The following is a 17,828-nucleotide window of genomic DNA, read 5'->3' on the forward strand; positions in this document are numbered from 1 at the left end:
GATCCGCGGCGTTTCCCACGCTCTGGCGAGCGTAGCTACGTCAAAGTGTCGCCGTCCAGGTAAACTCCTCCGCGCCCCTCCCCGTTAGGCGGGGTACCTTCATTTCTTCTTACCCTCACCCGCTGCCCATGACTGCTGAAGATCGACGCCTGCACGAAAGCGCCCAACGACTTCAAAACTGGCAGCGTTGGGGGCCGTATCTGTCGGAGCGACAATGGGGGACGGTCCGGGAAGATTACAGTGACGGTGGCGATGCGACCTGGAGCTACTTTCCGCACGATCACGCACGGAGCCGGGCGTATCGCTGGGGGGAAGACGGGTTGCTGGGGATCACCGATCGCCAAGGCCGATTGTGTTTTTCGGTCGCGTTGTGGAACGGCCGCGACCCGATTCTCAAAGAGCGTCTTTTCGGCGTGACCGGACCGGAAGGCAACCACGGCGAGGACGTCAAAGAGTGTTATTACTACCTCGACAGCACGCCGACGCACAGCTACATGCGGGCGTTGTACAAGTACCCGCATGCGATCTTTCCCTACGACGAATTGGTGGACGTTTCACGCAGCCGTGGACGCACCGAACCGGAATACGAACTGACCGACACCGGCGTCTTTGACCAATCCCGTTACTTCGACGTCGAAGTCGAATACGCCAAGGCCGGCCCCGATGACATCCTGATCCGGTTGAACATCACCAATCGTGGGCCGCAACCGGCCGTGCTGCACGTCTTGCCCCAGCTATTCTTTCGCAACACGTGGACGTGGCAATGTACCGATGAAGGTTGCACGACGCGGCCGACGATGAAACTGGTCGGCGACGTCGTCAAAACGTTTCACGAAACCCTGAACGAGTTTTGGTTTGCCTGTGATTGCATGGGCACCCCGGACACCTGGGCGTGGTTGTTCACCGACAACGAAACCAACGCGGTCCGGCACCCGGATCTGGCATCGGAGTCCGACTACTACAAGGACGCGTTTCACCAATTTGTCGTCAAGGGTGAAGTCAAGACGATCAACCCGGACCAACGAGGCACCAAGTGTGCCGCCTATGGATTGGACCTGGTGCTGCCCGGGGTGACCAAGACGATTAAGGTGCGATTGTCCGGCACCGAGGAACCGATCGTCGCGAAGGATTGCGGCGGCGACATCCAACGTTACTCAGCTCTGGCATTGGGCGAGTCCTTTGATTCGGTGTTCGAGCAGCGAAAAGCGGAGGCCGATGAGTTCTACGCCACCCGCATTCCCGATTCGGTGCCCGAGTGCCGGCGGCCGGTGATCCGCCAAGCCTATGCCGGGCTGTTGTGGACCAAGCAGTTCTATCATTACGTGGTCCGCACTTGGCTGGACGGTGATCCCAACGGCCCGACCAGCAGCGACGCACGGCGGCACGGACGCAACAGCGAATGGCGTCACCTGTTCAACCGCGACGTGATCTCGATGCCCGACAAGTGGGAATATCCTTGGTACGCGGCCTGGGACCTGGCGTTTCACATGGTTCCGATGGCGCACCTGGATTACGGATTCGCCAAAGACCAGATGATTCTGTTTCTGCGCGAATGGTACATGCACCCCAACGGCCAGATCCCGGCCTATGAGTGGCACCTCGATGACGTCAATCCGCCCGTCCATGCCTGGGGCGTGTGGCAGGTCTACAAGGCCAGCGGCCCGCGTCATCAGCGTGACAAATTGTTTCTGGCCAAAGCGTTTCAAAAGTTGCTGTTGAACTTCACTTGGTGGGTCAATCGCAAAGACCCGCGTGGCAAGAACATCTTTTCCGGCGGCTTTTTGGGGCTGGATAACATCGGGGTCTTCGACCGCAGCAAGCCGCTGCCGCGGGGGCACCTGGAACAAGCCGACGGAACGGCGTGGATGGCGTTTTACTGTGGCACGATGCTGCGGATGGCGATCGAGTTGGCCGACAAGAACGAAGCCTACGGCGACATGGCCAGCAAGTTCTTTGAGCACTACATCGCGATCGCCGAGGCGATGAACAGCATGGACGGATCGGGGCTGTGGGACGAATCCGAAGGTTTCTATTACGACCACCTGTTCGTCGATGGCCAATCCATTCCGATCCGCGTGCGGTCGCTGGTCGGATTGCTGCCACTGACCACCGGTGTGATTCTGGAAGAAGACATCATCGACAAGCTGCCGGGGTTCAAGAAACGGATGAAGTGGTTCTTGAACAGCCGTCCCGATCTGTCGCAACACATGACGTACATGGAGGGCGAGGATCCCGAGGAGACGACGATCACGCGGCGATTGTTGGCGATCCCCAGCGAAGACCGGTTTCGACGATTGCTGAGTGTGATGCTGGACGAAACGGAGTTCCTGTCGCCCTATGGCATTCGCAGCATGTCGGCCGCTCACGGTGCCGAACCGTTTGTGTTCGATTTCGGCGGCCAGCATCACGAAGTCCAATACGTGCCCGGCGAGAGCGAGAGCGGGATGTTTGGCGGCAACAGCAATTGGCGGGGACCGATCTGGTTGCCGATGAATTACCTGATCATCCAGTCGCTGAAGCGCTACCACGCCTTCTACGGCGATTCGTTCCAAGTCGAATGCCCGACCGGCAGCGGGCACCGCATGACGTTGATGGAAGTCGCCCGAGAATTGGAAGACCGCTGCATCTCGTTGTTCGAACGCGATGAGACGGGGGCCCGCCCGGCGCACGGCGAGGAGTCACGCTATAGCAACGATCCGGCTTGGAAAGAACTGGTTTTGTTCTACGAGTACTTCCACGCCGACAACGGAAAAGGTCTCGGGGCGAGCCATCAAACCGGCTGGACGGCCTTGGTGGCGTCGATGATCCGCAGCCAGGCCAACGTGCCCAAGCATCTTGGCGAGACACTGATCCCCGGGCGCGGTTGACACGCCCGCTTGGCACGAAATGCATCGTAAATCGCCGTGCGAACATCGCTACCTTCGCCAGAAGGTGGATCGCCAGCGGATACCACGCTCTGGCGAGCGTAGCTACGTCGAAGGTGGCGTTGTCCGGCTACAGCCCGGTCAGGGTCAGCACGAGTCGGCGGGACCCGCCGTGATTGCGGTGTTCGCACAGGTAGATGCCTTGCCAGGCGCCCAGGAGTAATCGGCCGCCGCCGATCGGGATCTGGACGCTGGCCCCCATCATGCTGGCTTTGACATGGGCCGGCATGTCGTCGCGGCCTTCCAGGGTGTGAACATAGGGAAGGTTTTCCGGGACCGCGTGGTTGATGGCCGTTTCGAAATCCGTCCGCACGTCGGGATCCGCATTTTCGTTGATGGTCAGCGAAGCGCTAGTGTGCTGGATGAAGACGTGCAGCAGTCCGGTTTGCACCGTGGCGATCTCCGGCACGCAGTCCACGACTTCGTCGGTCACCAGATGGAACCCCCGCGGCCGCGCCGAAAGCGTCAATGTTCGCTGAACCCACATGCCTTGCCTCACCGTTACGAAAAAGTCGAACCGAAAAAAGTGCGACAAAGAAAAAAACGGATTTTTTTTCGAGCGCGATCGGATCTGAAACCTAGCGATTGTGCTCCGATTTCACGGTGGCGGCAAGGTGACACCACCCGCGGATGCCGTTTTGTTGCCGCGCCCCCATTGACGGTTTGCAGGTGACCTGATTCACCGCGGTTGGCGAACTACGTTAAGATCTGCCCCCTTGTCTCGCAAAGGGATGATGAACCCGGATCCGGTCTCGGCGTGACGGTCAATCAGCCGGCGGGGATCGTCGCGTGTGGGAACCCGCAAATCGCCGCAGCTGGCCTGTCTCGAGGCCGCCCCGGAGGTTTCGAACCACCCAACAATTTTCTTGACTCCCGTCTACCAACGTTAATAATCCCTTCGTCCCAACCCGGTTTGCGCTCCCAAGCGCCCGGGGGCACCAAGCGAATATTCACCATTCATGTGCGTCGGAGAGGTCCGGTGCACGACAGATGTTCAGGCCTAGGTGGCCGAACCCTCACTGACATTTCTGAGCGGAACCCAATGAAAGACATGACTCGTTGTAAGAACGTCTTCGAAGCCATCCTTCGTTACGGTCACGATGAAGATTTCGTGCCCCATGAAGACGATCGATTCTCGCCGACCGACGCGCCAGCGGGAAGCCCCGAGAAGATTGAAGTGCTACGCAGCCGAGTGGAGCGTGGCCAGCCGTTGTGGCACAACACCGACCGCGTCGATTACAGCGGCCTGACCGGAGCCATTCGTCCCCGCGAGTAGAATCGCAGTGGCGGGCCTGGAAGCAGGCCAGAATCGCAACGACCGACCCAGAAACCCCGTGAGTGAATTGCTCGCGGGGTTTTTTCGTGCGGTTTTCACCCTCCCTCGGGGAGGGTCGCGGAGGAGTGAGCGCTCGGAGCGGGGAGGGTTCGTTGTGGCTCGGAAGCACTCAGCCACCACCAATCGACCCTCCCTTCCAGGGAGGGTTTTGTCTTAAATGGGCGGATGCCGAAAGCCTTGGCGGTTTCCGCTACGGTTGCTATCCCCGACGTCGTTCCAGCAGCACCAACATCAGCAATGCCATCAGCGAACGCAGCTCGTCATCCTCGGGCATGTCATTGATCTTTTCGATCACATACTTGCCTTCGAACACCGCGGGTTTCTTGATCAATTTCAACAGCGGCGTCCCGTCGGGACGAGAGACGATGTAGGTGGGGTTGAGCAAGTAGACGGCGAGCAGCCCCAGGATCGGAATCTCCCCCAGGATACTTTCCAGGACCTTCTTCATCGGGCTCTCTTCATGGATCTCCATGTCGATTTCGCCGTCTTGCATCACCTGATAGTGTGCCGCCCACAGCGATCGCATGCCCTTGCGGCGGACCGATCCCCAGGGATTGCCTGATGCGTCGGTGAAGCTGTAGTTGGCCGAGAAATCCAACACCTTGTCGGCTTCAATTCGGAAGATCAGTTGCGATTGCTTCTCATCGTTGTAGATCTCCACCTTCTCTTTCAGCTTGAACATCTTTTGTTTGATGAACATCAACACGTTGCCGCCGGAGTCGGTCGCGACGATCCGCTGGCCGAACGTCAGGAGTTTGAAGCTGAGCTGAAGAGGGTACTGCATGGAATCGGGCTCAAACGAGAAGGACAGGGAAGCGTCATCAGGAGTGACGCGAGGCGTCAGGAACGGGGAATCGTAGTCTACTGCAACTCAATCGGCGAATTTGCCGATGCGTTCCGAGTGTCGCCGTGTTCTCCGAACTCGGCGCACGCGCGAAAGCGAAGCATCGCCCGCGCCGACCTCGGAGAGGACGGCGACGGTCCGGTCCCATCGAATACGAAGCCGCGGTGGGCTACTTGTTGTAACCGATGGGGCGCAAAAAAACCGCGTGCCGGAATCTGACGGCACGCGGTTTATAAAATTTTTGACTTCACGGCGAACGATTCGCCGACAAAGCGACTACTCGGCTGCGGGAGCCGGAGCGGATTGCTGCTGAGGCGCCGATTGTTGTTGTTGCGCCAGGCCGGGACGGACACGCTTGTTGATGTCGGTTTCCAGGACGCCGAAGACGGCTTCGTGACGAGCGATCGACATCTGCAGCGCGGCCAGCAGACGCTTGGCGGTGTAGAAGTTGACGATGATGCGTTGCTTGACTTCGATCGGCTCCTTCGGCACACCGATCGGCTGCGGGTTCAGACCGAAGTCGACGATCAGCTCTTCCGGCGATCCGGTCACGCGGCAGAAGTTGGCGTAGGTCGCCATCGTGTTGTTGTCGTTGACCTGAACTTGCACGGGCTGTTGCGTTTGCGCTTGTTCGGCCGGCGGTGCTGCTGCTTCAGGTTTTTGGGTTTCATCAGCCATCGATGAAAATTCTCCAATCGGGGTTAGGGTCGCGATCGGAATCCGACATTGGAGGCAGATCGCTGAAAAAGGGGAAAGGTCGATTCTGGGGTCGGCTATCACCGATCGCGACACCGCGAGGTTTCATCCTAACGATCACGATTGGCCACGGAAACCGACCCGCAAGGGAAATTCAATTCACGTCTGTTGCATTGAGTTAAGTAGAGGCAAAGTACGTGGACTAGGGAAAACGGAGGTTTAAATAGGGAAAAGGGAGCAAGCGGGCAAAACAGTTTGCATCACCGATTCAAAACTCAAAATTAAATGTCTTTGCGATCACGCGCCAGAGCCGTTGTCCGAGTGATTTCTTGTCGACGTGAACCTTGGCACTGCCGCGATAGCCGGGGCGGAGCGGCAAGTCGGTCGCATCGGTATCCAAGGGGACACGCGCCTGGTACGTCACGCTGCGAGGTTTGACTTGCCCCGTGGCGGGATCGATTTCGGTTTGCAGGTCGCTGCCGGTCTGGCTGGACATAGACGTCGACGTCATCCGCAGCGGTTCGCGAGACTTTTCGCTAATTGTTCCGGAAAAGGTTTCCAGGCGTCGCGAGTCGAGTTTCATGTCGACGGCTTGGCCTTCGCGAACCAGTTGCACGTCGCCTTGGTCGATCGCCAGAATCGCTTCGAAGTCGTCGGCGTTGCCGATTTCGCACAGCAGGTCATCGGAGGTCAGCATCGCCCCGCGATTGCACAGCTCTAGCGGCGACCCGGACCAGGAGGGCAGTTGGCCGTCGTCGCCTTCGCGTTCAGGTCGTCGCGGCGGCGGAATGACGTAGCCGGAAATCGGGGCCGTGATCGTCAGGCGATCGATTTCGACTTGAGTTTTCTTTTTCAGTTCGGTGATCGAGTCCAGGATCTCTTGTTGCGTCTCCAGTTGTGCGGCAAGCGATCGATCCGAGAAAACTCGATCGCCCAGCTTTTCCAGTTGGACCTTGGCGACGGCCTCTTCGATTTCCAGGTCCTTCATCCGCATTTCAAGGTCCGGATTTTTCAGCACCGCGATCGTGTCGCCGGCCTGGACGACTTGGCCGGGCGAGACGGTTTCGACGATTTGGCCGACGCTGCCCGCGTAGACGCGTCCCGCCTCGGTCGGTCGGATTTCGAAGGCACAGTCGATATGGTGCGGAAGCTTGATGAAGCAGACCGCGGCAATGATCAATGAGACGACCGCCAGGGTGACCATCACATTAAAACGTTTCACTTTCGAAAGTCTCCCAGGAGTTCGACAGAACTTCCATGTTTGAATCACGGGCTGGGCGACCAGTCCCGAAAAACCGATCACCGCAACCATCCGGCCGATCACTTCCAAGCCATAGGGTTCGAGCACTTTGATGACGAACCAACAGATGGAGAACACGACGACCCAACGATAGATCACGCTGGCGATGGTAAAGAGTGCAAAATAGACGCGCCCCCGCGTCGGCAAAAACGGGTCGTCCTGCAGTTCCAACCCCAAGCACGTTTTCTGGAACCAGCGTTTCAGGACCTCGGTGCTCTTTTGACGAAGGTTGGGAATCTCCAGCATGTCCATCAGGATGTAGTATCCGTCGAACCGCAGCAGCGGGTTCCCGTTGACCAACACGGTGCTGACGACGTTCAAGAACATCATGTTCAGACACAGGTCATTGATCGTCGTTCCCGATTCGGTCAAAAACCACACGAAGGCGGCGATCGAGGCCAGGATCATTTCGACGTAGATCCCGCCGGCACCGATCCAGACCCGCTTCCATTTGTTCGGCAGCATCCACGAATCGGACACGTTACAATACAGGCACGGCGTAAACACCAACAGCATGAAGCCGATCTCGTGACACTCGCCGCCGAATTTTTTACAGCTCAGCCCGTGCCCGAATTCGTGCAGCACTTTGACGATCGCCATCGTCGCGGCAAGAATCAGCCAGCGGTCGGCGGCAAAGAACTGTTGGAACGTCGGTAACCGCGAATAGACCGTTTCATACTGTGTCGCCAACATCAGCGACGCGGTCAGGAACAGCCCGATGAAAAACAGCAGTGCCGGGACGGTGAACATCCAACCGAACCAGGGCAGGATCGCGTTCAAGATGCGTTCGGGGTCAAAGCCGCGAAACCGCAGGGCGAAGACGTTGGCCATCTTGCCCATCATTTCTTTGTTCTTTTTCTTGCGCCCGCGATGACGCAGGGCCTTTCCCTGACCGGGCGAATTGCTGATCACCAACCCGCTGCGGTGCAGCATGCCGATGAATTGTTGCAGGTCGCCGAAGGTGATCTTTTGGGGGGCGAATCGCTGCTCGAATCCGTCCTTGATCTGCTGCAAACTGACGTGCCCGTCGAGCATGTTCAGGATGAAGTATTCCTCGTCATGGAAACGAAAGTACTGCAGCCCGACGGGTTCTTTCAGCACCCAGTAGCCGGTCCCTTGGTAGCGATGTCGACTGGCCGTCAAATCAGGTCGTTTGCGCACCGTGAGCGGGCGCGACGAACTGCTGACGAGTGATTCGGCAAGTGTGGCCATCTATTTCGACAAGGAACCTAAAGAAGAAACTCGAATCTCAGACTTGAGACTTGAGACTTGAGACTTGAGACTTGAGACTTGAGACTTGAGACTTGAGACTTGAGACTTGAGACTTGAGACTTGAGACTTGAGACTTGAGACTTGAGACTTGAGACTTGAGACTTGAGACTTGTTCCCTAAAACAACCCACCGGCTGCCGGCGGCATGATCTGCATCGTTGCCCGCATGCCGGGTTTGATCAACCAATCGTCGCCGTCGCGTTGGTTGGGAACCTTGACCCAAATACGATGCCGCTTGTTGAGGTCCAGTTCCATGCTGACGTAGTCGATTTTTCCGACGTAGGTCTGAATGACCGGATTGGTGCTGGTGCCACCGACAGTGATTTCGACCTTCACGTCAGCGCCCTTTTGAATTTGACCGGCGTAGCGGAATGCGTCGATGAACCCTTCGACGCGGACAAAGTCCATTTGCACCAGTTCGACGATCGGGCTGCCCGGTTGGACCCATTCGCCGAGCTGAGCGAATCGGTTCTCGACATAGGCATCAAACTCGGCGCGGATGGTTCGCATCTCGATGTCCGATTGGGCGAGCTTCGTGCCGACCTTCTTGGCGACATACTCGGCCATCGCGGTGTTCTCGTTTAGGTCGGCCAGTTCGATACGCAGAACCGCACGGTCGGCTTCGGCCTGTTTTTTCAGCATTTCAAACTGCGGTGCGGCGCCCTTGGCGTACAGGTCGCGATAGGCGGCCGCTTCTTGGCGGGCGATCACTTCGCTTTGCACCGCGTCGCGTTTGTTGACATCGTTTTGGGCGTTCAGCTTGGCAACCAACTCCTCGGCCTCTTTCAGTTCCAGTGCCAATCGGGCTTGTTGGTCGTCGACGATCGCGATCACATCGCCTTTTTTGATCGACATCCCCTCTTCGACGGACAACTGTGTCAGCTTGCCCTGCGACTCTGACGGCACCTTGGTCTTGTTGATGAACCGCACCATGCAGTTTTCCACCAGGATGCCCGCATCGCTATCGGCAGCGGATTGGGCACCGGCCGGTGCGACTTGAAAGGCGATGGCCATCACGCTGCCGAGCAACGTGCCGAAAAAGAATGCGTTTCGTTTAAACATGGATGTCGGTGGTCGGGGATGGAGTAGCCGAACAGATGGTTGCGAGGGGGCGGTGGGGCCGGATCAGAAGAAGAACTTGCAAAGCCATTCCCAGATCTCGTGGAAAAAGACAAACCCGCTGGAGGCCCGCCCACAGTGAACCTTGGCAATCACCGACGCACCCGGGCTGGGTTTCAGCTCTCGCAGTGGTTCCTGATCCGGCAGCGCTTCCATCGGGATCACCGCGCCGTGTTCTTCGTGTGCCTCGGCACGCGGCGAGATGTTGGCCATTGGCAAAGTGGCGTCCAGCGGATCCATCGTCGGATCGGTCGCCAAAATGTAGGTCACTTTCAGCGACTCGGATTGTTGAGTTTCTTTGACGTAGAAATCCAAGTGGCCTTCGCGTTTTTCGGGCAGTTCCAATTTCAGCGAGTAGGGCTGCGTCAGATCCGCAACCTCCAGCAACACCTGTCCGGTCATGATCGGCCGGCTGCGTAGCGTTTCTTCGACATCCCAGGTCGTCACGACACCGTCGATCGGGGCGCGGATGATCAACTGGGCTTCCCGCTCGCGTTGCAGTTTCAGTTTTTGCTGCAAGGAGGCGAGTTTGGTTTCCAGCTCGAACTCCTGGCCTTGCAAGGCGGTCCGATCGGCAGGTTCCAGTTGGCCAAATTGTTGGCCCTTGACCTTCCGTAATTCCGCCAGCGTGCTGCGCAGTTGGCCTTCCAGTTCTTCCAACTGGATCGCGATTTCGGGGTTGCGCAGCCGGACCAGTTCTTGCCCCTTGGTCACGACACTGTTTCGCTGGACCAAAACATCGATGACCTCACCATCGATCGCCGCGAACACCTGTCGGCGGACGGTCGGTTCCAAGTTGCCTTCGGCGGACAGGTTGAAATCCTTTTTGATAAACGTCAGGCCCAGGATCACCGCCAAGACCAATGCGGCGATGCCGATCGTTTTGGGCAGTGTTCTGGCCCGTAAGATCCAGGTCGCCCGTCCGAGTGCCCGCCAGATCGGCATCAGGAACAGGTTGCTGTGCGATTGTGAATTGGCGATTGCCCGCGTCCCGTGTTCGTAGACCAGGTCACAGCGTTGCCGGAAGATCTGTTCGGGGATGTCGGTTTCAATTTGTTCGACGATCAACGCGCCGATGACTTCGCCGCGGTGTGCGTCGTCACGGTCGATCTCGCCGGCCGCGCCGGTGTCTTCCTCCGCACCGAGTTTCCGCTGCGGTTCACGCAGCGGCAGCACAGCGATGTTTCGGCCGTAGGACTGGTCGACGTAATCTTCCAAAGCTTCTTCGATTTGTGGCGGCAAATCTTCGGTCGCCCCGTCGTGATAAAGCGGCTCACCAGCGGCACAAACACGGGTCGCCAATTTGTTCAGCGCCGCGACGATGTTCGAACGGTTCTCGATCGTGTCCTGCCCGCTGATCGCTTCGACTTTGCACTTGCCGCCCTTTTTGATCGCGATGCTGACACGGTCACAACCGATCAGCCGGCGGCCTTCGTTGGCGACGACATAGGCGGTTTCTTTCAGGTCCAGCGATTCATGCGCCGCACGCGCGAACGCATCGGCTTGCTGCCACAGCGTTTGGCGGTCGCCGAGCGTTTGCAATTTTTGACTACGCAACCACTCCGCGGCCAACGAACACATCTGTTCGAGAAACCGCAGGTAACCACGCTGGGTTTCCGGCGCCGTGTCGGGCCGCTGGAACACCTCGATCAAGCCGTCCTTGTGACCGTCGTGGGCGAGCGCACCGAGCACCAACAGATAACGTGTCGGGTTTCCCTCGGCATCGCCGTCGGTCGTGCCGCTGTACGGTGGGACCAGCACCGATTGGCCGGCATTGGCCGCCCGGCTGATCAATCGCGAGTGACGCACGGCATCGTCGGTGTCGCTCGCCAAGACCGAAGGTTCGGCGTTGATCTGGTATTGCAGCTTGAGCTGTTTGTCGTCGTCGAGCAACCAAATCGCACCGCCGGCCGCGGCCAGCGCGGTGATGATCCGGCTGAGAAGCTCCGGATAGAACTCTTCCGCAGTCGCGCCGCTTTTGGCGAGCGCCGCGATCTCGTTCACCAAGCCGCGAATCTGCGCCTTGGTTTCTTCAACGGTTTGCTGGTTAACCGACATGGATCAGGAGAGCCCTGCAATGAAAAAGGACAATGGGAATGGAGTCAGGCGACAGTAGTAAATCTTAGGAGCCGTTTCCATGTTGACCTGAACGATGCGACATGAATGGCCACCGCGGGGGGCGTCATGTACCGGTTTTGGCGATTCGACTCGACATCATATACAGTTTGTATATGATTGTCTACCGATATGAATGCACCTCAACGACGCCCCAGCACTGATTTTCCGCCAACACCCCCGCCAGACCTTCAGGATGGCGATCGAGTCGCCGATGAACCGCCGGCGAAAAACGGCCCCGCAGAGGGGGCCAGCGCGGACAACAAGGGGGCTTCGGTGGTCGATCCCGAGCATGCCGCGGCCCTGCTAGCCGACCTGAAGCGGGAGATGAACCGGTTGCAGCGAGAGATTCGGCTGGCGATCCAGGCCCAACTGGCTCGGATGGCCGGGCAATCGCTGGGAAGCATCGAGGCGAACCGTGAGTTGGCCCGGTCGATCCAGGAAATGCTGGACGCCCACGGGTTACGGGTACGTTGCACGCACTGCGGCAATCCGGCGATTTTGCGGGTTTCGCCACGAACCGGGGCCGCTGCGGGAGTATTTGTGTTCGACCACACGATCGATGGCCGTCGCACGTTCCACGGGGGGCGGATCCAAATGCCGGAGATCCGGCTGGTCGCCAAACCGGCGCGGAAACCGCGCGGCGAGAAGAAGGCCGGCTAGTCGTCTACCGCAACGTCGTTTTCGATTGGGCCGGACGGTCGCCGTCCTCGCCGAGGTCGGCGCGGGGCAAAGCTTCGCTTTCTCGCGCTCGCCGAGTTCGGAGAACACGGCGACTTTTTGAACGCGTCGTCGACCTTTGATTCGAGGATGGACGAAGCATCTGTTTTGATGTGTTATCATCGCGGCATGAGCCAAACCGAGAACCAATCCCAGTCGTCGATCGAATCCTTGCCGTCGCCACAGTCGGCCGCGGAAATGCTGACCGCCGCGATCGGGCAGATCCGATTCGCACGCAATTACACGCTTGAATTATTGGACGCCACGCCGAAAGAGCATTGGTGGACGATCCCCGATGGCTTGCCCACCAACATCGCCTGGCAGGTGGGGCATTTGACGGTCAGCCAGTACGGTTTGCTGATGTTCCGAATTCGCGGCCGACAGAGCGAGGATTTGGAGTTGATCCCCGGACGTTTTCGCAAGGCGTACGGACGCGGATCGACGCCCAAGCCGACTGCCGAAGGGCAACCGAGTGCGGACGAGTTGTTGGAGCGACTCGGCCGCGTCTATGAGTCGGGGCTGAAGGTGCTCGAATCGGTATCGCCGGACGTGCTACTGGAGCCGATCGACATGCCCTATGCGGCTTACCCGGTCAAATTGGGCGCGATCCTGTTTTGCCCGCTGCACGAACACATCCACGCCGGCCAGATCGGTTTGATCCGACGGGCGCTGGGATTGGATCCTGTGCGGTAAGGCGGTGCTCAACACGTAGTGGAAGCCGCCAAGGCTTTCGCCACACCCCATCGCCGCGCCGGCGCGAAAGCCTTGGCGGCTTCCGCTACGTCCGGAATCGTGAACGCAACTCTAATGTGATCCGGCCAAGCTGCTGTCTTGTTGCACCGGCTCAATGGCAGGCAACTCGGAGGTGCAGTTCGGGCAGCGGCTTGCCCGGTAGGCGATCGTTGTCCGGCAAAAGTCGCACTTCTTTTCTTTCGGCTCGTCTTCGGGCGGTTTGTCACCGAAGGCTTCATCCAATTTTTCGTCCATGCGATTGACCAGGCGGATGATGATGAACATTGCGATGGCGACGATCAGCAACGAGAGGCAGTTGTTGAAGAACTGCCCATAGTTAATCGTGACGGCCCCGGCGTCCTGGGCGGCTTGCAGTGTTTGAAATCCACTGTCGGGTTCCGAAACTCCCTCTGGAACGTCCAGGACCCAAAACAGATCTGAAAAATCTGCATTGCCGGTCAGCAGTCCGATCGGCGGCATGATGATATCGCTGACCATCGATTTGACGACGGTTGTAAACGCGGCACCGACCGTAAAGCCGATCGCCAAATCGATCATGTTGCCACGCAAGGCAAACTTTTTGAAATCCTCGACCAAACTCATTTTGATGTCTTCGCTGGCTGAAAGGTTGTCCGGCGCACGTGTAGCCCGCGGGCACGGCAGTTTCGTCGCGGCCAGTTGATAAACTCGCCCATGGCGCGAGCGAGGGGCGACGCAATCGGTATGCCAATCGTTTGAATCAAAGCCCCCCAACCTTCAAGCGGGCCCTGATCGACCAACCTGGTCGGGAATCGAACCGCGCTAGAGCGTGTCGACGCGGCGGAAGGTGCCGGATTTGAAACGCAGCGGGCGCGGATCGGCGAACCCCAGTGGCACGTCGGTCAGGACTTCGTCGTACGAGCGAACGAACAGGCTGTGATAAAGCCTTAGGTCGTGGCACATCACCAGCCCGGTGATCGCCAGTGGTTCTCCGTCGACGGTCGGCCGGACGAACAGGTTGTTGCTGGTGTAGACGATGCCGCGAAACTCGGTGGGGAATCGATCGGAGATGGTCAGGTTGGAATCGGTGCCCCGATACGGGGTGGACGGCGGATTGAAGTTAACCCCTTGCGTGGTTTCGCTGAGTGTCGATTCAATCACATCGAATTCGATTTCGCCGTCGGTGACCAGGATGGCTCCCGACTGACCAGGGGCTTCCCAGGAAAGCGCCCCGTTCACATAAACGCGGTTGGCGTTCTGGATCGCCAGCGTGGCGACGATCCGCGCGTCGGCGATTCGAATACTTTGGCCTTGGGCGTCGATCCAGTAGATGCCGTCCGGATCGGCCGGGCCATAGGGATTGCTTGCCGATGAAAGCACCGTTGCGTGCACGGCGCGAAGGCCGCCCGAGTACGTCAGCGATTCCAGTGGGATTTCGGTACCGGCCAACTGATAACGGCCGGCGACATCAAACGTCGGTCGCTGGACATTTCCGCCGCTGATGTCACCGCGAACGGGAAACTGAATCGCCCCGGAACATTCCAAGGTCGATGTGGTCAAGTCGCCGCCGGATCCGGTCTTGCAGTCATCAAAGACTTGCACGGGGCGTTCACTGACCAGCGTTGCTCCGTTGTCGCAGTGCAAGTCGTCAAACGTGGTCACGCCGTAACGTAGCCAGTCCAGCGGCGCGAAACCGGTTTGCATCATCACCGAGACGGCGGCCTGGGCGGAGCCGAATCTCGCGTGTGCGACGACTTCGATTTCGTCAAACACATCGTCGGCCAAGTCGCCGTCGACATCGCTGACACGATACCGGGCGGCCGCGTTGGCCGACCCCGCGATGGTGGCGTAGTCGATCCAGACGCTCGTTTGCCCGTTGGTCAGATCGTCACGCCAGTTGGGATTTTCGGACAACTGCACCGAGACGCGATGCAGTTCGGATTCAGCCAAGCGGATCGCAGACTGTCGGTCGGTCGCGGCGCTGAGCGTCTTGATTCTGGCGGTGTCCAACGAAATCGCGGTCGCCACCGAACCGGCAACAATCAACGCGGTGAACAAGACGGCGACGTACAGGTAGCCGCCGCGTGTGCGGTGTCGGGGGCGACGTGTGGTGGGAGAGAGCCTCGCCGCTTTTGGTGTTTCTGCCAGGTCGGAGTGACTGCACGAATTGTGTTCATGCACACTGGCTCCCCTCGCCCCGATTCGGGGAGAGGGGCCGGGGGTGAGGGGCCGTCCACGCGAGCAGAGTCTGGCCAGCGTTTCAGCGTCAATCAGGTCGCCTGCCCCCTCATCCCCAGCCCTTCTCCCCTGCAAAGCCGGGGGAGAAGGGAGCCATGGTGGAACAAGTGGACGCCAGCGTGTGGCAGACGAGTGGCAATGAAATCGAGACGACCTCCACACGGCAACGTTCTCTTTTCTACTTCCGCGCATCACTAATAGACCGGCTCGGGGGTGTTGCGGAGCGGGACGACGACGTTCAGTTGCCGGTCACTGGAGAACCGCAGTTCGACACGGCGCAGTCGTTCAAAGGAGGCGTCGGCGGGGCGGTCCGAAGGTGTGTGTGAAACGACGATTCGATAGGTTTGCGTCGCTCCCTCGGGGCTGGTCACGGTGACGGCCACCGTTCGGAATTGCGAGTCCGCATCGGCGACGGTTTGAAAGCCGGTTGCGAGAACGCTTTGCGGCGTCACGCTGACATCGACCGTCCAGTTCTGATAACCCGGAATCGATTCGCCGTCACGAAACGTTGGCGTGACTTGCTGGAATCCGGCGAAGTCGTCGACGTCATCGTACGTGGATCGATTCGTCGCCGATTCACCCGCCTCGGGACCGAACTTCGGTTCATCGGTCGTCTCGCGGTAATCCAGCGTCGAGATCTCATCGAGAAAGTAGCCGGCCAGGATTTGGCTTTGGACGGCTTCGCCACCGGTCAGCCGGTGCTGCAGGATGTTGGCCGATGCATTGAGCGAAACGAGCAGGATGGTCGCGACCAGGGTTAGCGAGACGATGACTTCCAACATCGACAAACCGGTGCGTCTATTCATCTTCACCCTCCACTTCCACGGCGATCGTGACCCAGCTGGCGGACTGTTGATGCAGTACGTGCGGTGTGGTCGTCAGTGACGGCATCGGCCCGGTGCGAGAGGCGACTCCCAGCGAGCACTCTCCGGTCGTTCCTTGCGATCCGACTCGATTGACACAATCGGTAAACGAAGCGATCCCCAGGGAGGTTGGTGGCGTCGGCGCCCCGGTCGATGCGATGAATTGCAAATTGAGCGTCCGCTCGCCGATCGTCGCGGTGTTTTCCAACGGGCGCGGATAGGTCGATGTGATTCCGGCGATTGACGTTCCGGCACTCGCCCCGGCCCATCCGAATGGCCAAGAACTGTTGGCGTGCTCGATCGCCAGGATCGCCACCGCCAGGTCGCCGCCCCAGAAAAAGTTCAGCGTGTAAGCGTCCGGCGTTGATGCAGTCATCCATTGTCCATACAGCTCCATCAAAATCCCGGTGTTGAATCGATAGTCCAAGTCCTGCCATCCGCTCGGGCTCGCACTGACGAAGAAAGCGTTTCGCGAGACGACGGCCAGCAGCAACAGATCGCCGGGGCGTGCGCCATCGGGCACGTCGATGGTCAACGAGGACGAGGATCCCCCACCGGTCACGGCGGTCGAGACGGCGCGGATGCGCGGCCGCAAGGTCTGCTGCCCTGTGGTCGGTGCGGTGTATCCGTCGACTTGGAGTTCGACGGTCGGTGAGACGGGGTCGAGTTGAGTGTTTTCTCCGCCGCTAACCGAACGCGTCAATCCGTTCAGATACGCCTCGTAGACCAGCGTTTCGGGCTGGTTGGCCAAGTCCGCTCGCTCGATGGAAACGTCATAGCTGCCCGTCGCGTCGATCCGGGTGGCGTAGCGCAGGTCGTGGTTGATCCGATCCAAGATCATCCGGTCGCGGGTTCGCCGGCCGTCTTCATCGGTGGGCTCGACCAGCGACGTCGAAAGGATCACCGTCGATGCCAGAGTGACCATCAACAAACTGGCCCCGGTCATCGCCGCGATCATTTCAATCAGCGTGTATCCAGATCGAGGTTGCCTCGTCGGACGGTGCGGCATTGATGTCGCGACGCTCGCCAGGGTGTGTGTCACACCGGGGATCCACCTTCTGGCAAAAGTGGCTACGTCTGATCGGCGATTGCCGATGTCGCGTGAGTCTGGTGGTGCTGGTTGGAGAGGCATTGCTTACGACCCGCTGCTTTGCGTCTGGCTGGCTTGGGCCGGTGATTCCGGCTCGACTTCGACAATGCTGGCCCTGCCCGGTCCCGTGCCGATGCGAACCTCATATGCCACCGCGATCGCGTCGATCACGATCACACCGTCGCCGAGTGGGGTTCCGCCGACGGTGGGTGTTCCTTCCAAATCAAACGTCAGTGTCGTTGCATCGTCAAAGGACGCGGTGATTTCCAGACGGTCCTCGAAGCGGTCTTTGACGAGGACGCTGATCGGGACACCGGGCTGGTCGGGGAAGTCGACATCGACGCTCCAGAAGCGGTCGCTATTCGGATCGACCGAAAGGCTGGCTGACCGGCCTTCGTTGATCGCGGTGTTGCGAATGTAGTCCACATAGTCGGCCAGTTGGATCGCGGCGTGTCTCGCGTTTCGGGCCTGCAGCGTCTGGGCAAAGTGCGGGACGGCGACGGCTGCCAGCGCCGCCATGATCATCAAGACCACGGACAGTTCGAAGAACGTTAATCCACGTCGTCGAGGGGGCATGAAAACGAAGGGGACAAGCGGGGGC

General features: G+C 59.2%; 15 protein-coding genes. 4 read left to right on the forward strand and 11 right to left on the reverse strand.

The features are described from left to right. Positions 1–128: 128 nt before the first annotated feature. Positions 129–2,867 (forward strand): MGH1-like glycoside hydrolase domain-containing protein, encoded by a 2,739-nt coding sequence (locus tag H1B37_RS04825; RefSeq protein ID WP_182865491.1) that lies wholly within the window; start codon positions 129–131, stop codon positions 2,865–2,867. Positions 2,868–2,994: 127 nt separating this feature from the next. Here H1B37_RS04825 and H1B37_RS04830 read toward each other — a convergent pair whose 3' ends face one another. Beyond that, positions 2,995–3,411: a secondary thiamine-phosphate synthase enzyme YjbQ gene (locus tag H1B37_RS04830; RefSeq protein WP_182865492.1), complete on the reverse strand. Its 417-nt coding sequence runs from the start codon at positions 3,409–3,411 to the stop codon at positions 2,995–2,997. Positions 3,412–3,975: 564 nt separating this feature from the next. Here H1B37_RS04830 and H1B37_RS04835 point away from each other — a divergent pair. Then, positions 3,976–4,200: a hypothetical protein gene (locus H1B37_RS04835; RefSeq protein ID WP_147866141.1), complete on the forward strand. Its 225-nt coding sequence runs from the start codon at positions 3,976–3,978 to the stop codon at positions 4,198–4,200. Between the two features lie 259 nt (positions 4,201–4,459). Here the strand turns inward: H1B37_RS04835 and H1B37_RS04840 are convergent, their stop codons facing one another. The 5 genes from H1B37_RS04840 to H1B37_RS04860 all read right to left on the reverse strand — a co-directional run bounded on the left by H1B37_RS04840 (position 4,460) and on the right by H1B37_RS04860 (position 11,548). Continuing rightward, on the reverse strand, positions 4,460–5,044 hold the full coding sequence (locus H1B37_RS04840) for an LURP-one-related family protein (protein ID WP_182865493.1): 585 nt from the start codon (positions 5,042–5,044) through the stop codon (positions 4,460–4,462). Between the two features lie 336 nt (positions 5,045–5,380). After that, the gene (locus tag H1B37_RS04845) at positions 5,381–5,782 is read right to left on the reverse strand and encodes a DUF3467 domain-containing protein (RefSeq protein WP_182865494.1); all 402 of its coding nucleotides are present in this window, start codon (positions 5,780–5,782) and stop codon (positions 5,381–5,383) included. 286 nt (positions 5,783–6,068) lie between these two features. Next, entirely contained in the window at positions 6,069–8,312 is a 2,244-nt protein-coding gene (locus H1B37_RS04850) for an HlyD family efflux transporter periplasmic adaptor subunit (protein ID WP_220498046.1), read from the reverse strand. Between the two features lie 176 nt (positions 8,313–8,488). Beyond that, positions 8,489–9,433: an efflux RND transporter periplasmic adaptor subunit gene (locus tag H1B37_RS04855; RefSeq protein WP_182865495.1), complete on the reverse strand. Its 945-nt coding sequence runs from the start codon at positions 9,431–9,433 to the stop codon at positions 8,489–8,491. Between the two features lie 63 nt (positions 9,434–9,496). Continuing rightward, positions 9,497–11,548, reverse strand: coding sequence for an efflux RND transporter periplasmic adaptor subunit (locus tag H1B37_RS04860; RefSeq protein ID WP_182865496.1), 2,052 nt, complete (start codon positions 11,546–11,548; stop codon positions 9,497–9,499). A gap of 189 nt (positions 11,549–11,737) precedes the next feature. On the opposite strand from H1B37_RS04860, the gene H1B37_RS33640 reads away from it, so the two are divergent. Then, positions 11,738–12,268, forward strand: a complete 531-nt coding sequence (locus H1B37_RS33640) for a hypothetical protein (RefSeq protein WP_286177412.1) — start codon at positions 11,738–11,740, stop codon at positions 12,266–12,268. Between the two features lie 147 nt (positions 12,269–12,415). Next, on the forward strand, positions 12,416–13,018 hold the full coding sequence (locus H1B37_RS04870; RefSeq protein ID WP_286177413.1) for a DinB family protein: 603 nt from the start codon (positions 12,416–12,418) through the stop codon (positions 13,016–13,018). A gap of 111 nt (positions 13,019–13,129) precedes the next feature. Here H1B37_RS04870 and mscL read toward each other — a convergent pair whose 3' ends face one another. The 5 genes from mscL to H1B37_RS04895 all read right to left on the reverse strand — a co-directional run bounded on the left by mscL (position 13,130) and on the right by H1B37_RS04895 (position 17,803). Then, a complete protein-coding gene (gene mscL / locus H1B37_RS04875; protein WP_182865497.1) occupies positions 13,130–13,660 on the reverse strand; it encodes a large conductance mechanosensitive channel protein MscL in 531 nt (176 codons plus the stop codon). 198 nt (positions 13,661–13,858) lie between these two features. Beyond that, positions 13,859–15,217 carry a hypothetical protein gene (locus H1B37_RS04880; RefSeq protein WP_182865498.1) on the reverse strand — a complete coding sequence of 453 codons (1,359 nt, stop codon included), beginning with the start codon at positions 15,215–15,217 and terminating at the stop codon, positions 13,859–13,861. Between the two features lie 251 nt (positions 15,218–15,468). Further along, entirely contained in the window at positions 15,469–16,080 is a 612-nt protein-coding gene (locus H1B37_RS04885) for a hypothetical protein (protein WP_182865499.1), read from the reverse strand. Then, on the reverse strand, positions 16,073–17,179 hold the full coding sequence (locus H1B37_RS04890) for a PulJ/GspJ family protein (protein ID WP_182865500.1): 1,107 nt from the start codon (positions 17,177–17,179) through the stop codon (positions 16,073–16,075). The genes H1B37_RS04885 and H1B37_RS04890 overlap by 8 nt, the downstream gene beginning before the upstream one ends. Positions 17,180–17,272: 93 nt before the next feature. Next, positions 17,273–17,803 carry a pilus assembly FimT family protein gene (locus H1B37_RS04895; RefSeq protein ID WP_182865501.1) on the reverse strand — a complete coding sequence of 177 codons (531 nt, stop codon included), beginning with the start codon at positions 17,801–17,803 and terminating at the stop codon, positions 17,273–17,275. Between the last annotated feature and the right edge of the window lie 25 nt (positions 17,804–17,828).

Source organism: Stieleria mannarensis, from assembly GCF_014154935.1.
Taxonomy (GTDB): domain Bacteria; phylum Planctomycetota; class Planctomycetia; order Pirellulales; family Pirellulaceae; genus Stieleria; species Stieleria mannarensis.